Origin of the sequence: Legionella tucsonensis (genome assembly GCF_001468035.1) — a bacterium.
Classification (GTDB): domain Bacteria; phylum Pseudomonadota; class Gammaproteobacteria; order Legionellales; family Legionellaceae; genus Legionella; species Legionella tucsonensis.
In genome coordinates this window covers 1,699,475-1,725,199 of sequence record NZ_LNZA01000001.1, presented here as the reverse complement: position 1 = coordinate 1,725,199, position 25,725 = coordinate 1,699,475, and the positions used below count along the sequence as shown (strand labels likewise).

Below are 25,725 nucleotides of genomic sequence, written 5' to 3'. Positions count from 1 at the left end.
GTAGCCTGGATGCAGTTGCGCTGCATCCAGGCTTGAATACATTAAACAAAACTCAAAGTATCTTTCTGATCCTTGTCATCATGACGAAGTACTTGCGTTTTTTGTATCATTTCTAATCTTTTCTCTACTTCAGGAGGCAAAGCAAGCTCAGGAGGAACGGATTTTTTATGAGGACCTCCTAATGCTCCCACCATCATTTTATGCGAGGTAGGTTTAGGCTGTTCCAGATGAGGGTCTAAATTTGCTTCCAGTTTCTGTGCTAATTTAGGGTCCAAAATCCACATGGCATCGGCCAGAGCAGGAATACACATATTAGGCTCATCATTTACCCACCAACCTAAATCGGTCATCGCTTCACGTAACAAATTTGCCTGCTTGTTATGTTTATCGAGTGCGTAGCGTAATATGGTGACAAGTGCTTTTTCTGGTTCATTATAGTCAATAGAAAGTTCTTTATTCCAACTTAAAAATTTAAACCACGTATTTTCTAATTTTTCATGATATTTTTGTTGAAACATATCACACAAATGTTTGGTGCTTTGCTCTTTTGGTGCTGATATCTTATATTGGCCAAGGATTTCTTTACTTTTATAAAATTCAGACATCAACAATGCATGCATGGTGGCGGTTGGATGAACATCATCCCAAAACATATGCTTCATACCAGGAGATGTTCCATCAGGATTTATCTTATAATCTGGCGAGTCTTTATAAGCTTCTTTTAGTTTTTTGGCGTCAAAGTATTGAGCATATTTTGATTGTTCACCGTAAATACGAACATCATCATAAATTTTACTAAAGACAGTGTTGATATCGAATAGATCAATTGAGCAATCAGAATAATCTTTTTTTAGTTTTTCATATTCATCTTTTAATTTCTTATTATAATATTTTGCTATTTTTGCAGCATTATCTCGCTCTGATTGAGGCTTATTCTGAAAACGTGGTGTTAATGACAAATCGGGCAAATTACATAGAACAATATTTTTATAACCTTCATCCATTAATTTCTTAATATTCTCAAGGTTACTTTTAATGGCCAGATCAGCTGCTTCTTTTGTTGGTTCTGCATTAGCTGTAATTAAATCATTGGCTCCAGAAAATACAGTAATCAGGGTCTTTTCTTTTTCATCGGAAATTTCTTGTTTCTCAACGTCCTCTAAGAATTGATCTACCTGCTTGGTCAAGTTGGATACCATTAAGCGAGTGAAAAATAGTTTTATTGAAGTAAACGGAGAAAGAATGGAAAGAAATAGGCCTTTCCAGCTGTAATCATAAGATGTTGCACCACCTTGGGCGTAATTTGCAAAGAAATTTTGCCCGTTATATTGAGCAGTGCGACCATTATCGAGTGAATAATATTCCTCAATATCCTTTCTATAACGGGGATCTGTTATTACCTCGTCAGATATATCATCAGAAGATTCTCGAAGTGTGATTTTGGGAATCTCTTCTCTTTTCATGAGAAAAGTACGTTTTATATTATTTTTGTATCGTTGTGAGATTACAGCATCAGCTATATCACTACTATCGACCATATGTCTGGGCTTTTCTGAAACTTTTGGAGTATTTTCTTCCTCTATTGAAAATAGATGTCCTATTTCTCTATCTTGTACACGTTTTTTACGTTTTACTTGATTTGATTCAGCTTCAACTTCTTCCCAAGTATATCTTTTACGCTGATTAGGTGACTGAGAGATAACATCATCACTGATATCTGCATTATCCAGGTTATATTTTCCAAAGCGATGTGCAGAATCCTTTTTTATTTTATCATCATTAAGAAATTTGCTGATAAGAGTGGCTCTAAGCACATCTGCCCAAGTATAACCATTCGTGAAGCGTTCTTTAGGAGACTTATCTAATCCTAATGTTTTTTTCCATAATCCGTTGATCCAGGGGCCTAGAAAAGAAAACTTTTCACCCATGTTTTTACCATCAGAAAGACTATCACCCAATACAACAAAATGGGTTATTTCCTTTTTAGGATGAGGAGGTTTATGATCTCTTTTGGCTTCTGCCATACAAAATAACCACACAATGACCAATAATTGTTTATTTTATAGCTTAATTATTAAGGTTTTATTAAATAAAATAACCTGCGGTGGACTTTTCCTTTGTCAGTCTAATGTTTTTTAATGTTGTCATGTGAGTCTCCTCGAAACGAAATCCACTTCCTTTGAGTATGGAGAAAAGGCATTCCACTTTTTCCTGCAAGTAATGCGGCAACTCCCGCTGCTTGTTTCGACGGGAAGTAAAAAGTTATATTCTGCACAGTGGCATGATGGAAGTGTTTTCTAAAGAACAGGAGGTGGATTGGCCGGAAAACTATACGCTTTCTCTCGAAGTATTAGGTATTGAATTAGGCAGAAAAAAGAAAACCATTAAGATAGAGATCCCTTCGCACTTGGTGGTGCACTCATCGTAACATCTTTTTCTGTTAATGGTGATGATGATTTGAGCTTTGCTAAATGTGTTTTGAAGCTGGCGCTATTTTCCGGTTTACACATTTTTTTAAGAAAATCAGCTTCAGCATCTTTTGCGATATACACGTTAGTATTATCTTGAAATAATAAAGTTTTATTTTTATAACCCATTGCATCACTAAACGCGCGAGCTTCCTCCTTACTCGCAAAGGTCAATTGTATGGAATAGTCTATTTCTCCACGAGTGTCTTGACGTATTTTAGTATTTTCATATTTAACAGTAGGTGCTGCAGAAATTTGTACCTTTTTAACAACCTGTATTTGTTCCACACATTTTTGTTGTAATTCCTTTGTTCTTTGTTCCGAAGGCTTATCATCTTGATGCCCCTGCATTACATGAGTAAATGCAAGTTTGGGTAGATTAATATCAAGGGTTAATATCTTAGCAACCGCTCCCTGAGTTAGATAAACTTTATTATCATTTTGAAATAAATTTTTCTTATCCCTCAGCGAAACGTGATTGGTAAATTGTCGCGCTTGTCGTGCATCTTTAAAAACTAATTCTATAGGAAAATCCTGTTGGGTATCTTGCTTAATTTTTTGCGGATAATGACCCGTATGCACCGTTGCCGTGGTAAAAGCTGGGCTGCTTTTAAGATTTTTTTGTAAATCAACCACTGGTTTCATTTTTTCTTGTTGTGCTAATTGTTTTTTCTCGTCTTTGCTTTTCTTAAATGCTGTTAGAAAATTTTCATCACAAGTATTCATATTCCTTTGAGTTTTTAAATCAATTCCTTTTTCCGTTGAAAAAACAGCGTCTACGGCGATGCTCGTTCCGTCTCGTTTAAAGGCTGTATTCGCTTCACTGTGTTGGTATCTAAAATTGGGATTCGGTAGGAAATTGTGCATTTCCTGAGGAAAACTCTTAGGTCCATTATTCATGTCGCCACCCACAACCACATCGATGTCACTATGATGTTTTCTGAATTGTTCCACATCTTTCATGACTTGATTGAGATCGACTCGAGGAATTTTTGGTGGATAAGGAGCTCCAGGTTTTGGAGGGCTTTCCGCATGCACATTGACCAAAAGCCTTTTTTTGCCGTTCTCATCCTCAACCAGTGTGATTAAAACCTGACCCTTCGTTGCGCCTGAATCTTCATATTTTTGTTGTAACTTTTTTACATCTTTTTCTAATGCTTGATTAGGGCTAGGTGTAACTGGATTACAACTGAACGTGAGATTGCCAAAAGGATGAGTACCATTTTGATTATACCTCATGCTCAATTTTTGCATGGGATCTAAATACTTCTCAATATTGGCGATTAATTCATCTTGGGAATCATGAGGTATTTCCTGCAACATGCCACTGGTAACCTCTCCGCTGTTAATTTTTTGCGCTATGGTAAAAGCTTTCATTTCTAAATCATCATTGAGATTAACTTTATCTATGTTCCAGATTAATGTTTTACCGAATAATTGGGGATGATGATCTGAGTGAAGATTTTGTTCTTGAGTAGTTGTTTTGGTGCCTGTTTTAACTATTGTTTTTAATTTCTTAGCCATAAGTACCCTGCACTTCAAATGAAACTGTCTTAAAGTATGTCTGGCAAAATATAGATACAAATATTGACTTGACGAAACTGACGCTCGATTAATACAGACTATATTTGCTATTTCTTATACCCTTATATAAATACAGTGTAGCAGAAACTACAAAAAGTATTGGAAGATTCGAGTTCTGCTCGCTTATGATTTGGATTTTATTCGCGATAAATTAAATGCCTTCTCCAGAAAGACAGCAGAATTTAGAAAAATAAAAAATCAACCGTTCCCACTCCTATACAAATAGAGAGTCTCTTATGATTTTTTGTCCTGCACAGAGTGGGTGCTTAGTGGTAAAGCAGTTTAAATATAAAATCACTTTCCTAGGATCTTGGGCAATTTACATTTATCGTCATTACGCTTGTTTCTCTGGAAGAAATTGTGATAAAACGCTGGCGATAACTAACGCAGCTGGAATGATTAAAAGGGTAAGTTGATAATCCCCTAGAGTATGCATGTTCGTATTGCCTTTGAAGTAGTCGAGTAAATAACCTACGAGCGGTTGCAGTAGCGGGGCAGTGGCCATGGCTAAGGTATTTGTGAAGCCTGTACAGGCGGAAAGTGATTCTGACGGTGCCAGTTCATTGGCAATGGTAAAGGCAAGCATATATGCGCCACAACATAACCCAATTGCAAACAACAAAATTCCAACGAGGAGCAGATGATGTATTGGTAAGTAAAGAACAAGGATGAATAAAACGGCAGTTGATAAACAGGAAATATGGATGAGTGGTTTGCGTTGAGACAGTTGAATGGACAGCCAACCATAAATAGGACAACTTAACCCGGCTCCCAATAAGATCATTGAGGTAAGAATGCTGGCACATTCTAGAGAACATTTTAATTTTAACTGGAGAAAAGGAACTGCCCACATTGCAGCAAAAACAGTAATAACAGAAAATTCCAGTCCAACAAATAATCCATTAAACCATATCAATTTATTTTTTAACATGAGCACTAAATGCTTTTTATACTGCTGATAATTATTGATTACTGGTTTGTTACTGGGAATAAGAGTCGCACATAAAACAGCAATTAAAAGACCAACGACTCCGGAACCTACAAGAAAATAATTCCAGCTAATGCGGGTTATCTGGGAGCCCATTCCAATCATACTAAATACAGTAATAGTAAATCCTAGGGTTTCGGTGAGCCCAATCATAAAGGCATATTGTTTTAGAGGGTAATGTTGGCGTAGTATTCGCGTCATACCCACAAAGGCAAATGCAGAGCCGCCACCTATAATTAAACGACCTAGAAATAACACAAATAAGTTATATCCTGTAGAAAATAAAAAACAGCCCAAAGCACACAATAAAGCATTTAAGGACAATAAGGTTCGTGTATTGAATCGATCAAAAAGAAGGCCAACAGGAATTTGCATTGTGGTGTAGACATAATAAAAAGCACTACTTAATAGACCAGCAGTGAGTGCGGTGAGGTGCTTCTCATACATTATAGCACCAATAATAATTCCTGAAGATAATTGCAAGAAAAATTGAAATAATAAAAAGGATACGCCGACTAACCATATGATGGTTCTTTTGGAGCTATATGAATGTGTTGAGGTCAATAATTTCATTGATTCTGTTTCAAGAAAAAGGCGAAATATATAGCATCATGGACAAAGTGTAAATTTTTTTTAAAAAATGAGTGCACTTATGTAATTTTTAGGTTGGGTGCAGCGTAGCGGAACCCGCCGGTTGGTGGGTATGAATGAACTTGTTGATCCCTGGCTCGTGCTACAAATACAACCAGGAATTAATTTTATCTAAAGGAAATGAATGATAGGCACACCAACGTTGAATAATATTCTGATCTAACGGTAAGGATATTCCGTGCACTCCAGGCGTCAGTTTTTCTTTCAGGAACGTTAATGCGACACGGTTATGGATATAAAATTCCGGATCGATATATTTCATTGGTGTAGGATCATTGAGTACAAAATTAACTGGCATTTTATGATTTAAGACTTCTTCATCGCTAAAATGAGGGCCAAACTCATCATAGACTCCTAAATTCGCCAGAATTTTTCCACTAAACCAGGAGTGAGGATAAGCACTCATAATGGCTTTTTGTCCAGTTGCGGTAACAACCACATTCGTTTCAATTAATGCACGTTCTAGCTGGCTGAAATCCTGAGGATCAATCGCTTTGATACCCAGATTTTGTGCTAAATTTCGTTGTTTTTCATTGGGATCGACAACAACGACAGGAACTTTATTTTGGCTGCAAAAATAGGCGAGGCCGCGACCAATCTTTCCAAAGCCAAATATAATCCATGATGTTTCCGCATGATTGATTCCTGTCAATTGAGTCAAGGCTGTATGGCTGCTTTCAGCACATCCAAAAACTGTTTCGAGTTGTTTTGTCAATGTGCGATCAACACTAATCACAGGAAAGTTAAGCGTTTGTTGACGATAAAATTGATCACCGGAAGCCGTTAATTCGATTGCACCAATTTTGGGTTTTCCCAAAAATTGATAAAGCTGAGCACCACAATCAAAATAAAGATCATACATTTCACCAGCAAGCGAGCGTGGATCTTCTATGTAATGAATTTTTGCTTCAATTAAAGAGGATACCGCATGCGGATGGGCATAACAAAAGTCTGTAGGATTAGTGACTGTCACATCAGCACCTGCTTCAAGTAAGCATGCTATTTTTAATAAAGTATTAGCTACTATAGGAACATGATGGATCACACGTAATCCAGTCAGAGGACGTGCGGCACTCCATTCGGCGAGTTGTTCGTACATAAAAGGAGCTTCTGTCTGCGGGTAATTTTGAAAAAATTTTTTTAGTGCGTCCTGCATCATGTCATAACAAAGGATAAAGAATGTCACATCCTAGCATAATTTATTCATGCAGAATATTTTCTAAAAAATAAAATTAGTCTGGGTGCAGCACATAGCCGTCAAGTGATGCAGCAAGCGGATGCTCTCGCTCCTGCGAAGGCAGGAAACCATCCATGATTAAGCACATTGCCAATATAAAAATGGATCTTCGCCTGCCGCGCGGAAATGACGGAGTTACTTGCAAATTGGGTCATAATGAAACACTAAGTGCTCTTAGCTTGACGACCAGGGCAGCACAACCCAAACTTCAATCGTTTCTCTATTGGTTTATTGCCTTAAAGACAATCTATTTTCCTCAGTAGAAGAGCTGTTATAGCCAAAACCAAGCCAGTTTACAATCCACTGCCAAAAATCAGTGTCTGAGTCTTGCTTTTTAGTATGAAAAAAAGAATGATTGCTCAATCTACTTTTGGGATTATTTATTTTTTTTAAATAAGTTAATTCATCACGAAATAGAGTACGAGTAGCTGTAGTATCATTTTCATTGATTTTTTGATTGATTGAATCAATCAATTCATCTAGGTAAGGCAACTCTTCCACAGTATAAGAATTGCGAATTACTTCTTGGAGATCTTTTTTAGCAGTATATTCGTCTTTAAATTTCAGTTGTGACGCTAAATCTTTTTTTAATTGAGCCCCGTCATCATTAACTAGGATCGCATATTCAATAAGGAACACTTCTTGTTCTGTTTGTGCTAATTTAATTAAATTTTTGTAATGTTGGGCACGAGTTTGTCCACGATAATAATCAAAGAAATAAGAAAACAAGCTTAAAGTGTGATCCCGATGTTGCAGATAATAATTCAATGCTGCAGTGCATCCCTTTTTCAAGGCAACTAGACGAGATTGTGTTGCAACTGATATAGACGGCGAGGGTTCTTTCTCTTGTAGTGTTGGTGAACTCTCGGATGGGGGGGGTGGGAAATAGCCCCGAATCTGAGGTAAAACAAAACTCTCTGGTAAGTTTGCTTGTATTAATGTTTCACGAAGTAACTCGATTGTAGTATTTAATTTTTTTTGAGTTTCTTCACTTTGTTCTGAGAGCGGTTTTTTAAATTGTCTGAGTAAACAATACAGCTTAAACTCCAATTGACACACTTGTTTAAATCGAGGGTTTTCTATCAATTTTTCCAAAATCCCTGCATGTTCTTCACTCAAGTAGTCCGGAGAAATATCTTGCCCTGCCATAACGCTTTTTATTTGTGCCAGATGATTTACTATTTCTAAGCTTTCAATGGCTTGCTCGAGATCAATTTTCTGTTCGGTGATGATCTTCTGGCATTCCTCGAATATTTTACCAAGCTCTTCCAGAGCTTGCTTATATGGCAAGCTGTTAAAAGTATAACGGTAAATTTGATTGTTTAAATCAAGCTGTTTTTCCAGCATATTAAACTCAATACGCTCCAGAGTTTTTTGAATGTCCTCTCGATATGGGATGGCTAATTGAACAAGAATATGCGTGTTTGTATTAGCTAAAAGTTTAAATAACTGCGGACGGACGTCGGTTTTATCATAATGTGCTTCGAGGTTTTCTAAATAAGCCTTAATAATGTCGATACCATGTTCTTCGACATGTAGTTTTATATCCGAATCTAAATCATTCCATACTTTGTTTTCAATAAGATTGGCAAACGTTGCCCATTCTTTTTGTTTAAAGGCTTCATCTAATAATTTTTTTAGACCGTATTTTTTTTCAAATAAGGGAAAGATACTTGCAAAAAGAACAGGGTCTTTTAAAAAGTTTATAATACTTTCATCCGGCCCGCTTGGAAGGTTGCTTTGTGCAAACAATGTGTCAAATATCTTCTCATTTTTTTCTTTAATAGCGCGTTTTAAGGGATTTAAATACAGCGTAGTATTTTGGAATAAGGGATCATGTTCTCGATTTTTAATTGATCGTAGTAAAGAGGCTCTTGGGTTTTGTACATTAGTTTTTAATAATAATTGATAAAGCCTGCCATAACCTTGTGCATAGACCGTATCAAACAGCTCGGAAGCAGATTGATCGTCAAATAATTGTTGAATTGCACTTTGCTTTTCAGTGGGACTCAGAATAAATTCTTTGGTAAGCAGCAGGTTGGCTATTTTTGCTTGTTTTTGAGCGCAGCTAAAAAGAAACAATTCTTTGAAATCCAATCCGAAATTAAGACTGGATTCAATAAATGGTTCTAAAACAGAATCATAGCCTTGTAGAATTGCTTGTTTAAGCAATTCTACAAGGGGTTGTTTGAATTGCGTATCAGGTGTTATTCTTCCCAGTTTTAAAAATCGGGCAATTAAGTTTTTATAATTATTGGCCAAAGCCGAAGCAAAAATTTGTTCGGATAATTCTTGTTCAATGGCAATTTGATCTTTAGCCAGTAAAAAATCTATAGGTTTCAGCAAATTATTTTGTGTCAACATGGGTACAAGTTTTGGTTTTTGCTTCAACTCTGGGAAATTTTGAAGCAAGCATATGATTCCATTTTCATTTTTTTCCAGAATTAACTCATCAAGAAAATTATCGAGCTCATCTTCTCCCCATGCTACTTTGTTACATAATATTTTTGCCAGATTGAGGAGTTTATTTTTGAAACAATCTTTGATTGCTTTTTTTTGTTCTGAGATATCAAGATTCAATGAAAGTGTATCGGGAGGAAGAGAGTGCGTATTAATTACTCTATTGAGCTTAGTTAGTTTGCCAAGGTTTGTGATTGAGTCATTAAGATACACATTATAAAGTTGAGGCTCTTTTTGGATGCAAAGTGTTATTACAGGCCCAATATTCCAGTTTAAACTGTATTCTAAAAGGAGTTGCTTTATTTTGGGGCTTGCTTTAGTAAAACACCTTTCAATAATTGAATAGTCATCATACTCAAAACACAGCATAAAAAGTGCGTGTATGTCTTTGATGTTATAGAGTACATTGAAATTTAATTGAGTAAGTACGGATAAAATGGATATGTCTTCCTCTTCTAATCCTTTATGGTAGAGAAATTCCAAGGTATCTGATTCAAGATGGCTTTTTTTAGCTTTTAATTTTTCCTGGAGGAACAAGCACATTTCTTGATTACCGTTCAGTATGGCAATGGTAAGCGCGCTTTTGATCATCTCCTCAGTAATATTATCTTTCCATGCATTTTTCACATGATTATTTTTCCTAAGGAAAATGAGTGCATTGAGTAGCGTTGTTGAACCTAGGGAAGTGCTTAAGTCGATTAAGTCATATTGAAATTGATCAATATGCTCCCAAAGAGTTGGGTCAGTTTGCTCAGCCAATGCACGTGCATATGTTTCAAAAATTGTTTTGTCATGACGCTGCATGCATAGAGGAAGTAAATCTAGGGCTTGGGTATCTACAGTAAAACCATTTTCAAGGAGTCTTTTTAAAGTTGTTGAATTAACCTCTTCAATAAGCTCTTTAGTGAAAATAGAAGGAAATGATTTGGGAGCAATTTTTGCAGTTGCTAACTGAGAAATTAATAGATTTAAAACATGATGTTGATTGGTGATGGCGGCGCACTGAATTTGTTTTATTATTTGTTCTGGAGAAATCTTGCTTAAAAACTGCTCTTTTGATAAAGGTTTTACTTCCTGTTTAACAAAGGTTAGAAATTGCAGGTGATTATAAGCGGTTTGATTTTGAGGTTCTTGAGAAAGATTTAATTGCTCGAGCAACTTTAATAACTTGCTGTGGTCTGCTTCTTTTTTCATGAGCAACAAGTGTTTGCTTACCGGTTCGTCAAGCAATTCTTGCAGTGCGTTTTTTAATTCATCTTGTTCCTCAGCTGTAATGTACGTCTGGATATAATGATCAATCAGCTTTTCTGCTTCTTTGTGGTTTCCTACATAGAGGGTGGCTCTAATCCCTCTTAAAATAGCATTTTTTAGAATAGGTGATTTAGGTTGCTGCAGCAAAAAATCATTAAATTCAGAACGAAAATATTCTTTTCCTAAGTTGTCATAGTCAATTTTATTGTGTTTAAATAAGTACTTAACTGTATCAATATCTTTTGCTAGAGCAGCATAGAAACTTGAATCAATATTTGTCTGATCTGCGAAGGCGATTTGATGTAATTCATCGTGAGAAGGGTAGTGTTCAGGTGTTGCATGGGGATGAGCAAATGTGCGAATTATTAAGCCGAAAGAGTCATTTTTGTAATCAAAGCACTCTTTAATTTCCTTAATTAATTCATCAACTGTTTCAAACTCTTTTGTTCTTCGATTATAGTTCGGATCATAAATTGTATAGCTGTATTTCCCATTTTGAAAAGTTAGAGCGATTGCATGGGTTTTACTGGAAATATAGTATGATCGATTATTACGGCCGATTTTTTTGAAAATTTCTTTCCAATGTGTTTCATTTGTGTTGAGGCCCAAATTAAATTCATTTCTTAGAGGTTTCTCCCTAATATCCAAGAGTTTCTCGAGATCAGTTTGTAAGATTTCGTAATTACTGAATTCTTCCGCATTAAATGTTTTTTCAATTTTGATAATGAAATTATCAATGGCATGATTATCACCGAATCGGTAAGTGCTAGGTAAACTGGCTAATTGGTCAAGCAAATAAAAAAACAGTGATGTTTTATTTTCTAATGTATATTTGATGTATAAAGCAGCAAGTGCGGAACAAACTCCTTTTTTATTTAGTTCAAAATCAATATTGTTTTTTTGCTTGATGCAAAGATTTACTGCATTAATAATTTTGCCTTGATTTGGCATAACAATCCCTCTTTTTTGATTTTGTGATTATAAATGTCAAAACAGTTTAATTCAATACATAATGGATTAAATTTAAACAAAATGATTCGTTTGCAAGATAGTGTGAAAACATAAACATTTTAGCGCGCTATGATTCCAAAATAATTTCATGCGCGGGTGAACGTAAATTGTAATGAGAGCTCATACAGTGCCCATAGGCACCAGTGTTAGCGATTAAAATGATGTCTTCTTCATGTGTGGTAGGTAATAAACGGTCGTATCCAAGGGTATCTCCTGATTCGCAAATTGGACCTACCACATGTGAAAATCCAGCTTTTTGCGAGTACAACTGGCTTAAATTGACAATTTCGTGATAAGCACCATATAAAGAGGGTCTAATTAATGAGTTCATCCCTGTTTCAATTCCTATAAATTTTACTTCGCCTTTTTCTTTACATTGAGTGACCTTTGCCAGGATGACGCCGCTTTCTGCAACAAAAAAACGACCGGGCTCCAACCAGAATTTTAAATGGGGATAATGCGATTTTACTGCCAATAATCGTGTATCGAGTTTCTCGAGATCCAAAGGTTTTTGTCCTGGTTTTTCAACAATTCCTAAACCGCCACCTAAGTTAATGAATTGAGTATTGGGAAATTGCTTAATGAGCGACGTGAGTATTAAAGCAGTCTGTTCCCACAATTCTGGGGTAAGAATTCCACTTCCTGAATGTGAGTGTAATCCAATGACACGGATATTATGTTCCTGGGTCAGTGTTTTAAGTTGTTCTATATCTTTTTGGTCAATGCCAAACTTTGATTCATTTCCCCCTGTTACAACGTGTTTGTGATGGCCTGCGCCCGCACCTGGGTCAATACGGATGATGATGTCGCGGTTTTGAAACAGCTCGGTCCAGCTTGCTAAAGGGTACACATTATCTATTGTTACATAACAACCTAAATTCATTGCAAATTCATATTCATTTTTTGGTGCGAAATTGGGGGTAAATAAAATTCTTTTTTTGTCTATATCTGGAAATAGTTCTGATATTCGCTTTAGTTCCTGAATAGAAACGCACTCAAAACCAATACCTTCTTTTTCCAATGTTTTTAAAATCGAAGGATGGGGGTTGGCTTTAATTGCATAAAATAAAGTGTCGATTGATTCCAGACTCAGTAATCGTTTCGCCTGAGATATTTGTGTTGCGCAGTGATATACATAACAAGGTGAATGCGTTTCTGCTATTGCAAGCAAGGATTTTCTCTCAATTTGCCACCATGGAGCAGGACGTGTAACTTTTTCTGGTTTTTGAGGATGAAAAACTTTTTCCAATTGAATGATAAAATTATCCAAAATTGGATTATCTCCAAGTAGATAATCATCAGGGATCATGCACAACTGTTCAAATGCTTCAAAAAATTGCTCCGTTTTATTCTCCAAAGCATAGTGTTCGTATAAGTCGGTCAATCCAGTATAAGCTGATGATTTATTTAGTATAAAATCCTTATTGGACTTTTGTTTGAGGCATAAGGTGAGCGCATCAATAATTCGGCTTTTTTGTGACATTATGAGCTCATGGGTTGGTTTTATCATATGAAATTATAATTTACAAGTAGATCGAATTCAATTCATATTGTATTTGGTTTAATGTTGTTCATTATGATGTATAAATTTATGCTTGCAATTTTATTGATGCTCACATAGTCTGGTTATTCCAATTAATTATCACAAGGAATTGATATGGCCAAAGATAAAATAAATATTGATGATGCTGGTAAGACGGCTACATTACTAGCGCTTGGAAATACAATTTTAGCTCCACTGTATTGGGTTGATGCAAAACTGGGTTTGACTGCAGCAATTGCTGCAACTGGTGCATTTTTATATGGTGCGCATGAGATAGGCAAAAAAAGAAGAGCTGTTGGAAATAGAATAAATGGTATGAATTCTTTTTTTGGCGGTATAACTGGTGATAAAAGTACAGAAGTGCAAAATACTCTGGCAAATATCGCAGTTGGAGGTGCGGCGATATTTGATGAAATTATGCCCAGTGAAAGTAAGCGCCCCTAATACGTATCTTAATAACCTATCAAGGAAGTAGTAGTATGCCTAGAGATCAAATAAATCCTGAAAAAGCACTAAAGACTGGCGCATTAATCAGTTTTGGAAATTTATTTATGTCCCCTTTTTATGGAAGATTAGGCACATTTGCCTCCCTAACTCTTACTGCTGCAGCATTATTTGGATTGCATGAAGTAGGCAGAAGCAAACAATCGGGAAATGGTTTTTGGGGTTTTTTCTCAAATAAGACTAATCCTGGTGTCTCCGATGTAAATACTGCAATGAACCATGTTATGGAGGGAGGTTCAACTGTATTTGATCGGATTTTTCCTCCAGGGAAAAAATAAGAAAAGTTCAGAGATTGGGCTTCGAGTTTGTAGCCTTGGGAGAGTACTGCGGAACCCAGGTTTTCTACTTACAGAACCTCCAGGGCTCCTCTGTGTTCCTCTCAGGCTAACATATATCGCATCATTATCCCAATTTATAAATTTTAACCAACATGCCAATCTGAGGATTGTCCAAATAATAAACAACATCATCTTTTAAGCGCTGTTTTTGTGACACAGTAAATGACGATTGTGGATTGCTGGGTGGTGATACCTGTAACTCTGCATCAAAAGAATAATAATTACTTTGCTTCACATTTAATGTACCCTGCATTTGCCAGCCATTATGTTCTACTACAGGCAGTGCGACATTGCTTTGATTATTGGCTGGTTGTCTCCATGAGTAATGACCCAAAACTTGGTAATGTGATTTTCGACTCAATAGGTAATACTCATCGCGCAGACTGGAGGATGATGGAGATAACAAACGATAAGGTTTTCCTGATTTTTCTGTATCCGTTTGCAAAAATATAGCATGTGCACCCATTGGAATAAGAGGTGCGTCAACTGCCATTTCCGCGTTTTGATTGGGATGGGCAAATATAATTAAATCAACTTGATAGGAAGACTTGGCTAAAGTCAGGCAGGAGTATAGGATACTTAGCGTTATTATTATTAATCGTTCCATGGCTCAATTTATTTATTGTTATTATTTTAATGGACTTTACCCTTAATCGCATTGTAGCTGAATAAGGGATGGTCTTAACTCGATTATACCTGTCTCCAAAGAATTCACTCAACAACAATTTTGGGAAATTTGTCTGCATAATTAATTGGTTTTTTTGCCAATTCAATAGCGCTTTTCATCGCTGTTTTCAGGAATGTATTCGTTAACTTGTCGCGAGTATGAGTCGCAGTAGGGGACCCCTCATCACAGTTTTGTCTTATGCGTCCATCTAAGGGAAGTTGTCCGAGTAATATGATTTGGTGCGCAGTACAAAGCGTTTCAGCTCCACCTGCACCAAAAATTGCTTCTTGATGTCCGCATTGACTGCAAATATGGGTGGACATATTTTCTATAATACCCAGCACATCAATTCCTGTTTTAGAAAACATGGTTAGCGCTTTTTGGGCATCAAGTGTCGCCACGTTTTGTGGGGTGGTCACTACTATAGCAGCAGTGAGAGGGATTTTTTGCACCAAAGTTAATTGAATATCACCAGTTCCAGGTGGTAAATCGATAAACAAATAATCCAGATCATTCCAAAGGGTAATATCCAACATTTGGATTAGTGATTTAGCGAGCATAGGACCTCGCCAGATAAGTGCTTGTTCACCATGTGTTAGATAACCAATAGACATAGTTTGTATTCCATGCGCTTTTGCAGGAAGATAATGCTCACCACTGACTTCCACTGGTTCAGTTTTTCCAAGCATTAGGGGCATGCTTGGACCGTAGATGTCAGCATCTAAAACACCTACCTTTGCACCTAAGCGGGCTAATGCAGTCGCTAAGTTGACAGTTACAGTAGATTTTCCCACGCCTCCTTTCCCTGAAGCTACAGCAATAGTGTTTTTAACTCCACGTAAGCCTTTGCCAACGAATTGTGTTCTGTGTGGTTTGATTCGTTGACTGATGTGAATTACTATGTGTTGATGTGGGAGTGATGACTGTAATGCAGCTAGTAATAAAGGTTTATAATTTTCTTCAAGTAAGGAGCAGGGAAATCCGGAAGTTAGGTTAATGATCAACTGATTATTTGTCACTTCAAGACTGCACTGTAAATTCATTTCTTTGCCTGTAAGGCCAAGAAATGGATCTTTTAATGTACTCATCAAGTGGATTACAGTATTTTCAGTGGTCATAGATTGGCCCTTAAACACAAAAGAGGAATGATAGCGCAGAGCAGTGTTATTTCATAGAATTTGTTTTCAGTGATCAAACCGTTAGCTCAGAGCGCTCATACTGCCAACTAACCCAATGATTGCTGGGTAGATAATAAATACCACAATAGACAGGAAGGGATGTGTGGGTGGATAGATAAGAACCGTATTCATGTAATTGTTGTCGGTGTTTCATCAATGAAATTTCATCTTCTTTTCCAGTTTTGAAATCAATAATCCAGCGTTTACCTTGATCTTCAAAAGTACGATCAATAATGCGAGTAATGGGTCTATTTTGTTGTGCCACCAATAGTTCGTATTCGTTTTGTTCCTGGTCATGTTTGTTAATAATCCAAAAACCTGTTTGATCCTCAAACATCCGGGTAATTTGTTCTCGCATGGTAAATAGTGCTTCATGTTGTGTTCTTTCATCAAAACCTAACTTTCTCAATTCATACCGAGCGATGCTCCAGGGAATTTCCGTTATAGCTTTTGGGTGATTATCACAGATCCATTGCAATAATTGGTGAGTTACTATGCCAATGAGTCGAGGAATACTTGTTGATAAAAGAAAGGGATCTGTCTTTATATTGAGATGGAGATTAAAAATTTCAGATTTTTTATTTTGGTAATAATCAAGCGGTAAACTTAATAGTTTAGGCAGAGATGAGTTTCGCTCTTCAACAAGCAACGTCGGTTCATTATCAGTAAATTCTAGATGCTTAAGAAGATTCCTAAATGATGCTTTGGAGGATCTTTCTGAATGATCCATTAGATACAAACGTGACTTTGCTCGAGTCACAGCAACATACAGTAATCGTTGTGCTTCATAATGACTTTTTACTTCATCTAATTGGCTTAAATAATCATATAAAGCACAATGTTCTTGATGTGCGCCTTGTATCGGTGACATGAGTAATAAATTGCCCTGTTTTTGTGTCGGTAAATTCAGCCAGCGTATCATTGGATTATCGCCACGATTAGGTTGTGCGCCTAAACCAGGTAAAAATACCGTATCAAATTCAAGTCCTTTGGACTTATGAATGGTCATCACGTGTAAACGAGCAGGATTTGCTTGCTGTGAATAGAGTTTATTGAGTTCTGAGAGAAATTCTTTTATATCCGGTAAGCGACCGTCTTGTTCATAGCGATCAAGTAAGGTCCAGAATTGTTCGAGATCATTGAGTTGATTGGTGTTTAGGATATTGTCGATGTGTAATTCTTTTAAAGTTTGAATTACCCAGTCAGAGAGCCTGATTTCATACCTTTGAGTCAGTGCTTTGTGCATAATGTGTATAAAAAAATTAGCGCGAATTCTGCCTTCCTCGCTTAATCCTAGGATTTTGTTTAAATGCAATAAAGCAAAGTAAATCGACTTTTTCTTGTTAAAGTTGGCTATGATATGGATATCGTTTAAATCCAAACCACAATAAGGACTATGAAGTACAGCGAGCCAAGAGAGGCGGTTTGCTGGGGTTAGTAAAGCCTGGGTTAATGACCAAACATCACGCAGGTGGCTTAGATTGGCTAATAAAGTGATATCAGTGCCCTGATAAGGAACTTGATGGTGGCGCAAGAGACGAATGATTTCACCAAGTTGAGTTCTTGAGCGTACCAAAATAGCCATAGTTTGTTCGGGATTAGTTTGCAATTCGTATTGAATGATTTCTATGAGTTTCTTTGCTTCCTGTTCTCGATTTTTAAATTGAATGGTATGAATTGCGCTGTATTTTTCATCCTGGATGACATCTTTACTGGGATGAAATGAAACTGCACCTGACTCAATATCAACTTGCCTGGGGAAGATATAGGCGAATTGATTATTTACCCAATTTACAATCGTTTGTGTTGAACGGAAATTGCAACACAGTTGCAGCGAGCGGAGTTTGACGGGGCCTATGCCTCGTTCTTTGGCGCGAAAAAATAATCCTACTTCTGCTTGCCTAAAGCGGTAAATGGATTGCATGGGATCACCGACGATAAAAAGAGTTTTCCCATCACCTTCCTGCCATCCACTTACAAGTTTGGTTAACAATTCAAACTGGGTAATCGAAGTATCCTGAAACTCATCGACCAGAATATGATGAAGTGTATGATCTAAATATAAAGCTAAGTCAGTAGGATTTTCTACATCGCCTAATGCACTCAATGCTTGCTGCGATATTGCAGTGAAATCAACTTCATTTTGTTCGCTAAACAAAATGTGTAAATGACCTACAAGAAGAGGAAGTAACAAAAAGAGTGCTTGCAGAACTTCCCATTGCTCAGGATCATATTTTGGCTCAGGTAAATTGCTGACTTGAATTAATGCTGCAAGGAAATCAGGATATTCATTGAGCTCGTTGAGCAATTCTTTGCTGGTATTTTTGAGTCTTTTATATTCGTCCGGTGTACAGGAGCTACTAAGTAAACCAACGTGATGATCAAAACTTTTACGAAAATTCGCATCGCCTGTAAGCAAGAGTTTACTTAAAGCGTTCGCAATCTCTTGATTGGTGTGTTGAAAATCATGCCAATCTTTTAGCTGATAGCGTGGCGAGTGGGGATTATTTTCTATAATTGCCAATTCACGAGCACATTGGGTCAACTCAAGAGCCAAATGTGAGGGTAGACTTTGTTTGAACCGCTTTAATTCATGCTGTTCTATAAGTCGTAGTGCGCGTTCAAAAGTTGATTTTTCTTGTGCACGTGCTTGAAAGAGAGGGGCTAACCATTGATCTCTTTGAGAAAGGAGTGCAGTAAATAATTCAAGTAATCGATCCTGACGATTATCAACATGCAACAAGAGTGTTTTTATCGCCTTTTGATATTCATGTCTTGCCAGAGCAAACTGAATACAGTGTCGGCTCGCGTTTAAATAATAACTGTTAGCTTTTTCAGTAATCTTTGAATAAGCAATTTGTTTTTCTAAGAGAGGAATTGCCTGATTGATGCTTTGGCATAAAGAGTCAATTGTAATGACTTTTAATCGATTCGGTTGATGTAATAAATTCCATTGAAAATGACTATCACACTGAAGGGCTGCACGAGCAAAATCGAGTGTCATTTGTTGATGAAGTGTATTGGCTTTTTTATTATTTGCGGCTTGTTGTAATGCGAGCACTATACGCTCCCGCATTTCACTTGCAGCTTTGCGGGTGAATGTTAATGCTACAATTTGCTCTGGGGCAGTTACAGTGCTTAATAGCCGCAAATAACGCTGCGTAAGAATTTCAGTTTTACCTGAGCCTGCTGGAGCTTGTACGATAAATGATATGGAAGGATTTGTGGCTTGGCTTCGTTGATCACTGTCGATTAGCATTGTTATTTTTTATCCCTGTATTTTTGTTATTAATGGGGAGAGGGCGAGTAATGAAATTGAATTATAAAAACATCATAATCCTTCTATGGGGACCTTCGCTCCACTACCATTTACCATTAGGTTAAGGAAAAAATGTTCATTCCTGCGAAGGAGGAAATTTATTTCTAGCGAGGTACAGTGCCATTTTAAAAATAGATCCCCGCGTGTGCGGGAATGACAAAAAACCTTTAACTTAATGGGCCTTCTCCCAGAGGAGAAGGAATCAATCGATAACAATTTCTTGTGCCGGTGGACGTAAATTGTAATGTGAACTCATGCAACGGCCGTAGGCTCCAGCATTAGCAATTAATAACACATCACCTTCTTCGGTGACCGGTAATAATCGGTCATAGCCTAAGGTGTCTCCTGACTCACAAATGGGACCTACGATATGAGAAAAGCCCGCTTTTTCCTCATGCAATCGACTTAAGTTGACAATTTCATGGTAAGCGCCATATAAGGAAGGTCGAATTAGTGAATTCATACCTGTTTCAATGCCTACAAATTTTACCTTACCTTTTTCTTTACATTGAGTGACTTTGGCAAGAATAACACCGCTTTCTGCTACAAAAAAACGACCAGGCTCAAGCCAGATTTCAATGTGTGGATAACGTGATTTTACTGCCATTAACAAAGCATCCATATTTACAAAATCTAAGGGTTGTTGCCCAGGTTTTTCTATGATACCCAAGCCACCTCCCAGATTAATGGATTTGGCATGTGGGAATTGCTCTGTTAGAGAGGCAAGCATTAAGGCAGTTTGCTGCCATAACTCCGGAGTAAGAATGCCGCTACCTGAATGTGCGTGTAAACCAACTACCTGGATTTTATGTTTATTGGTTAGTGCCACAACCTGGTCAATGTCATTTTGGGTAATGCCAAATTTTGACTCATTTCCCCCAGTTGAAACATGTTTGTGATGGCCAGCACCAGTCCCTGGATCAATACGAATAATGACTTCACGGTTTTTAAATAAATTAGGCCAATGTTCAAGGGGGTATAAGCTATCTATGGTCACATAACAGCTAAGATTTAATGCATATTCGTATTCCGTTTTTGGTGCAAAATTAGGGGTAAACAAAATTCGTTTTCGGTCTATGCTAGGAAAGAGTTCCAATACTCTGTCTAATTCTTGAATGGAAACACATTCAAAACCGATGCCTTCATTTTCCATAGTTTTTAAAATCGATGGATGAGGATTGGCTTTAATCGCATAAAACAATGTATCGATCGATTTTAAAGTCAACAATTGCTTGGCTCGGGCGGCTTGAGTTGGACTATGGTAGACATAGCAAGGCGAATTAAGTGAAGCAATAGTTAATAAACGATCGCGCTCTTTTTCCCACCATGGAGTATCACGAACAGCAGGTTTGCCAAATTCCTCATGCCAGCTTTTTGAATAATAGAAAATTTGAGGATTATTTTCTATGAGCAAATGATGCAGCTTTTGGCATAATTGATTTGCCTGCGATTCATCAACAACAAAGGTTAGGTTCAAGTCATTAGATGCGAGTGACATTAAATAGACTTGTTTTGCTTCAAACACTTCTAACGCAGGACCAAGTTGTGGCAATACAGTTCTGATATGATGGCCTACGAGGCTCACAGCACTACAGGGTTCAATGAGCTTTGCGCGGCCAAATTGATTCAATTCAGCGAGTAAGGCATTAATTGCTGGTCGGTCATGTATTTTACTATTGATATCGAGAGACAATGTGACGTTAAACTCAGAGGAAGAGAGTAAATCTACTGAGAAACCGTGATTTTTGAAGGCTGTAAATACATCAGATAAAAATCCAACTTGTTGCCACATGTGCAAGGTATCTATAGAAATCAATAAAATACTGTTTTTGATTTGAATGGATTTTATTAATGGTGCAGTTTCATCAATATCCTTAGTAATGAGCGTTCCTGAATGTTCTGGCATTTGCGTAAATTTGACTGACATTGGAATATTGGCTCGTCGAACAGGAGGAATACAATTGGGATGCAATACTTTCGCTCCCATCGTCGCAATTTCCTGAGCTTCATCATAATTTAATTTTTTCAATAAACGTGCCTGTGGCAATTGATGAGGATTCGCAGTATAAATTCCAGGAACATCAGTCCAGATTTCACAAGATGAAGCTTGGAGTTTTCCAGCAAGTAAAGCCGCCGAAGTATCAGAACCCCCGCGGCCTAACAAAACAGTCTCGCCCTGAGGATTCGCAGCAAAAAAACCTTGAGTAATAATGGTTTGAGCACCGCTTGAGATAAATTTTTCGACTAATTCAGGATCATGTTCACTCTCACAACGGGCAGACAGATAATTTGCAGACACCCCATCAGGGAAGGGTGTGCTGGTTAAAAGTTCACGTGCATCATACCATTTACAACGAATTCCTTGTTTTTCGAGAAATGCATGACCTAGACGGGTCATCATGAGTTCGCCCGTACTTAAAATTTCTGCATGCGTTTTCGCAGGAGCTTGTTTTAATAAGGCGATGCCAGTGAGCCACTGTTGTAATTGCAACAAATCTTTGGCAACTAATTCAGAATCTACTTCCAGCTGTTTAGCTAGATTAATATGTTCATAACGAATATCAGCAAGAATGCTCTGATGTTCATTGATTAAAGCAGCCTCAATGGCTTTTTCAAGTCTGTTAGAAATTTGTGTGAGTGCGGAGCATACAATAATGGGCTGTACCCCAGCGCTCATATGTTTTTTAGTTATGGAAGCAATGCTATTCCAAGTGTTACGAGTTGAAACGCTGGTGCCACCGAATTTAGTTACTATTTGTCGCATGATTCATGTCCGCACAAAATTAAAACACATTAGCATGGACGGGAGTAGGTGTACAAGTCTAAATGTTTTGAATTGGACATTCATAGACAGGCTTCATATTAATTAACCATGATGATTTAATTAAAATCATCATGGTTAATATTCATTACTTATTGAATATAAATAAGAAAAAAGTGTTTTTAAGGTGTTTTTAATGATTTGAAAACAGGGTACACTCGCTATTTAGTGGACGTATTTTATCAATTTTTTTGAAGTATAACGTTATCCACTAAGTACTAGATGAGGCGCGAGTAAAGTAAGATGAAGGAGTGTACTCAAGTACATGACTGAGCCGAACGAACTTGCAACGATGTATAGAACTTAGTGGGTGGCGCTATATGATACTGGAGGAGTTAAGGAGTGAAAAATATGCACAAACCTTTAAGGACACTAGTTAGCGCGGCTGTCATTAGTGTTCTGGCTGCAGGTGGAGTTCATGCAGCAGGATTTTCTTTATACGGAGAGGGCGCTGGATATGTAGTTGGTAACTATGCTGCTGGTTCTGCAGCTGAAGCAGCTGATGCATCAACAGGCTGGTATAATCCTGCTGGTTTAGCCTTAATTCGTGAGCAGCAATTAGTGTTTGGTGGAGTTGGCATATTTCCCACTATGAAACTGGATGGCACGAGTACTTTTACTACGCGCACTGGTCCTACTTCTGTTCAATACATACAAAATTTCGAAGGCCTAGATGGAAGCTATGATGCATTTGTTCCTTCATTTCATTATGCTCTTCCTTTAGGTGAGCGTACCACCTTTGGCATAAGTGTTACTTCTCCATTTGGGTTGTCTACCGACTGGGCTTCCGATTCTCCTGTACGTTATTCAGCGACGTATACCGAAATTTTGACAATGGATGTTTCACCAGAATTAGGTACTCGACTCACGGAACACCTTGCATTGGGAGCTGGTCTTGATATTCAATGGTCTCGTGTTAAATTTAATCAAATGATTGGTGCGCCTACTTTATTTCAAATTCTTGGAGAAGATCCTGCTCTCGTTGACACTTTAAGTTACAACAAAGCAAAATCTTATGGAGTTGGCTTCCATGTTGGAGTGATGGGAATATTTAATGATAATCACACCCGCATAGGTCTTAATTATCAATCCAGAGTAAGACATGTTTTTTACGGACATAGTCGCTTGACTGGAGTATTGGCTAATAATAATTTTAATCTGATTTTCCCAGTATTACCCCCTTCAACAACCCGTAGAAATAATGAGCTATTTGGTGATCCACAAGAATTCCCAGATGTACTTACATTAAGTGCTTATCAGGATGTCAATGAGAAGTTAGCTTTATTAGGATCTGTTGTTTATACAGGTTGGGGTGTTTTTAAACAAATTCAATTAAATAATGTTGCAGTACCCAATATTGGGCCACCATTACTTTTTAATGTGACGCAAGCAAATATTAATAGCGTCGTACCACAAAACTACCATGATTCTTGGCGTGTTGCTCTTGGTGCAAATTATCATGTGAATCAAAAACTTATGCTTCGTGTAGGTGGTGGCTATGATCAGACTCCAACAACCGATACGGATAGGAATGTTCGTTTACCTGATATGGATCGTTGGGCAATTGCTTTTGGTGCCCATTATCAATGGCGACCCACTATTGGTGTCGATGTAGGATACACTCACCTGTTTCCTGGAGGTAAGCCAAATGTTAATTCTGTCCAGGCACTTTCACAAACCTCTACATACAATGTGAATGTTAATGAGGGTAACTTCGCAGCCGATCTTGTGGGTGCTCAATTGACATGGATTATTGATAAAGTTCCCGAAGTACCTACTAAATAATTATTTTAGAAGTAGTCACGATAAATTAAAAGCCACTTAAAGTGGCTTTTAATTTGTACCCGTAGTTTTGCAACCCACTGTGTATCCTTCGAGTTTCATTGCTGGGCTTTGTAAGCCCAGAATCAGCCTACATAGGCTATGACCCATTTGCCATGCATAGCAGCGGACGGTTACTTTTATGTTATTAATTTATTACTGAGTAGTTTAGATGGAGGCGAATCCGCCTCCTAACTGATATAAATGAAGATAATTAATTTTTGGTAATGGTTGCCTCACCAAGACCATTTACAAAAAGGGTATATCCGTTCCTTGATAAATATTTTGGAGTGATATCACCGGTTTCAAGATCCATACGAAGTTCTCCAACTTCTATGGGATTAGCAGTATTAGTAGCCATTTTAATTATTGCAGTACACTGTTTACCAGTTGTATGTCCATAGCAGGCCAATTTTACGAGATTCCAATAAACTTTTTGTGTTGAATTGGCGGCAGTGGGGTATGGGGAAGGTACACCTGCAATGTATGCATTTGACTCTACAGGAGTATTGTTATGGGTGATTAAATAAACGGGGCTTGCAAAAGCTGTTACAGCACTTAAACTTAAAGCTACTGCTGAAAAACCTTTAAATATTAAATTCATTATATCTTTCTCTCCATTTAATTTATAAGTGATTCGTTAGAAGTTAATATGTCACTAGGTTGTGAAAAAATAACTGTTCTTAACCAATCGGATTTTTTACATCTTTAAAACGCATCAAAGAGTATATCTCGCAAAATAACTTAGTGTCTATTACCATTAACTTAAGCAAGTTTTTGGAATGGTATTAGAAGTCTATTTTCCCTCAGATAACAAAAGCAAACTAAAGAGTCTGTGCTTTCTTCTACATAGAGAATAAGTGTTTTAGCTAAGCGCGCTTATACTATATGATTTATTCTTACTCAATAAACGTGCGATATCTTTGGCAAAGTAAGAAATAATAAAATCTGCTCCAGCACGTTTTATCGCAACCAAACTCTCCATTATAGCTTGCTCTTCATTGATGAGCTTGTTTTGAGCAGCAATTTTAATCATCGAATATTCACCGCTTACCTGATAGGCACAAAGAGGAACTTCAGGGAAATGTTGCTTTAGCTTCGTTATAATATCCAGATAAAATCCGGCAGGTTTTACCATGATCATATCGACTCCTTCTTCAATGTCCAGGGCTGTTTCTCTTAAAGCCTCGGCACTGTTTGCGGGATCCATTTGATAGGCCTTGCGATCACCGAATTTTGGTGCACCCTGAGCTGCCTCTCTAAAAGGCCCATAAAGGCAGGAGCAGTATTTGGCGCTGTAACTTAAAATAGGAATATGCTGATATCCTTGGGCATCCAATGCTTCACGAATGACACTTACCATTCCATCAGTCATTCCACTAGGTGCGACCCAATCTGCACCAGCTCGTGCATGACTTACAGCTTGTTTTGCAAGAAAAGCCAAAGTCTTGTCGGTATCAATGCATTCTCCAGCGAGCACCCCACAATGGCCATGATCTGTGTATTCGCAAAAACAAAGGTCAGTAATAATTAGGATGTCCTTATTTACAGAACGAATTGCTTTTATCGCTTTTTGAATAATTCCTTCATGATTAAATGATTCACTACCATAAGCGTCTTTATATTTAGGTATACCAAACAAAAGCACTGCAGGAATACCCAAGGAAGTGAGTAATTCAATTTCATTTGGAATACAATCGAGACTTAATTGAAATTGACCGGGCATTGCACTTATTTCTTGTGGTGCATTAAGTAATTCACTAATAAATAAAGGAGCAATGAATTGTTGTGGATGTAAGCGTGTTTCTTTAACTAAAGCACGAGACATTGCACTATTTCTTAAGCGAGTTAACCTTAATGGTATGTTGTAATCGGTCATGAAAT

At 37.4% G+C, this 25,725-nt stretch carries 14 protein-coding genes and 1 pseudogene; 3 read left to right on the top strand and 12 right to left on the bottom strand.

Translation table 11 applies throughout. The annotated features are described in order from the left end of the window. Positions 1-41: 41 nt before the first annotated feature. The 6 genes and pseudogenes from Ltuc_RS07505 to lysA form a co-directional block, all read right to left on the bottom strand. Positions 42-2,024 carry an SGNH/GDSL hydrolase family protein gene (locus Ltuc_RS07505; RefSeq protein ID WP_058520659.1) on the bottom strand — a complete coding sequence of 661 codons (1,983 nt, stop codon included), beginning with the start codon at positions 2,022-2,024 and terminating at the stop codon, positions 42-44. A gap of 360 nt (positions 2,025-2,384) precedes the next feature. Further along, positions 2,385-3,992, bottom strand: coding sequence for a hypothetical protein (locus tag Ltuc_RS07500; protein ID WP_058520658.1), 1,608 nt, complete (start codon positions 3,990-3,992; stop codon positions 2,385-2,387). Positions 3,993-4,386: 394 nt separating this feature from the next. Beyond that, positions 4,387-5,613 carry an MFS transporter gene (locus tag Ltuc_RS07495; protein ID WP_083498059.1) on the bottom strand — a complete coding sequence of 409 codons (1,227 nt, stop codon included), beginning with the start codon at positions 5,611-5,613 and terminating at the stop codon, positions 4,387-4,389. 160 nt (positions 5,614-5,773) lie between these two features. Continuing rightward, positions 5,774-6,847 carry a saccharopine dehydrogenase NADP-binding domain-containing protein gene (locus tag Ltuc_RS07490; RefSeq protein ID WP_058521640.1) on the bottom strand — a complete coding sequence of 358 codons (1,074 nt, stop codon included), beginning with the start codon at positions 6,845-6,847 and terminating at the stop codon, positions 5,774-5,776. A 309-nt stretch (positions 6,848-7,156) separates the two neighbouring features. Then, the gene (locus Ltuc_RS07485; protein ID WP_058520657.1) at positions 7,157-11,590 is read right to left on the bottom strand and encodes a hypothetical protein; all 4,434 of its coding nucleotides are present in this window, start codon (positions 11,588-11,590) and stop codon (positions 7,157-7,159) included. Positions 11,591-11,717: 127 nt separating this feature from the next. Beyond that, positions 11,718-12,857: pseudogene (lysA, locus tag Ltuc_RS07480) on the bottom strand (diaminopimelate decarboxylase); the annotation flags it as partial. A 450-nt stretch (positions 12,858-13,307) separates the two neighbouring features. Between lysA and Ltuc_RS07475 the strand changes: the two are divergent. Further along, positions 13,308-13,637, top strand: coding sequence for a hypothetical protein (locus tag Ltuc_RS07475; protein WP_058520656.1), 330 nt, complete (start codon positions 13,308-13,310; stop codon positions 13,635-13,637). A gap of 35 nt (positions 13,638-13,672) precedes the next feature. Continuing rightward, positions 13,673-13,975: a hypothetical protein gene (locus Ltuc_RS07470; protein WP_058520655.1), complete on the top strand. Its 303-nt coding sequence runs from the start codon at positions 13,673-13,675 to the stop codon at positions 13,973-13,975. Positions 13,976-14,099: 124 nt separating this feature from the next. Here the strand turns inward: Ltuc_RS07470 and Ltuc_RS07465 are convergent, their stop codons facing one another. The 4 genes from Ltuc_RS07465 to Ltuc_RS07450 all read right to left on the bottom strand — a co-directional run bounded on the left by Ltuc_RS07465 (position 14,100) and on the right by Ltuc_RS07450 (position 21,963). Beyond that, complete coding sequence (locus Ltuc_RS07465) at positions 14,100-14,642, bottom strand: CsiV family protein (protein WP_058520654.1); 543 nt, start codon at positions 14,640-14,642, stop codon at positions 14,100-14,102. A gap of 104 nt (positions 14,643-14,746) precedes the next feature. Next, positions 14,747-15,820, bottom strand: coding sequence for an iron-sulfur cluster carrier protein ApbC (gene apbC, locus Ltuc_RS07460; protein WP_058520653.1), 1,074 nt, complete (start codon positions 15,818-15,820; stop codon positions 14,747-14,749). Between the two features lie 73 nt (positions 15,821-15,893). Further along, positions 15,894-19,139 (bottom strand): UvrD-helicase domain-containing protein, encoded by a 3,246-nt coding sequence (locus Ltuc_RS07455; protein ID WP_058520652.1) that lies wholly within the window; start codon positions 19,137-19,139, stop codon positions 15,894-15,896. Between the two features lie 262 nt (positions 19,140-19,401). Continuing rightward, entirely contained in the window at positions 19,402-21,963 is a 2,562-nt protein-coding gene (locus tag Ltuc_RS07450) for a bifunctional aspartate kinase/diaminopimelate decarboxylase (RefSeq protein ID WP_058520651.1), read from the bottom strand. Positions 21,964-22,362: 399 nt separating this feature from the next. Between Ltuc_RS07450 and Ltuc_RS07445 the strand changes: the two genes are divergently transcribed. Further along, positions 22,363-23,805 (top strand): OmpP1/FadL family transporter, encoded by a 1,443-nt coding sequence (locus Ltuc_RS07445; RefSeq protein ID WP_058520650.1) that lies wholly within the window; start codon positions 22,363-22,365, stop codon positions 23,803-23,805. A 250-nt stretch (positions 23,806-24,055) separates the two neighbouring features. On the opposite strand, the gene Ltuc_RS07440 is transcribed toward Ltuc_RS07445, so the two are convergent. Then, on the bottom strand, positions 24,056-24,445 hold the full coding sequence (locus Ltuc_RS07440) for a hypothetical protein (protein ID WP_058520649.1): 390 nt from the start codon (positions 24,443-24,445) through the stop codon (positions 24,056-24,058). Positions 24,446-24,706: 261 nt separating this feature from the next. Next, positions 24,707-25,720 (bottom strand): porphobilinogen synthase, encoded by a 1,014-nt coding sequence (hemB, locus tag Ltuc_RS07435; protein WP_058520648.1) that lies wholly within the window; start codon positions 25,718-25,720, stop codon positions 24,707-24,709. Positions 25,721-25,725 lie beyond the last annotated feature (5 nt).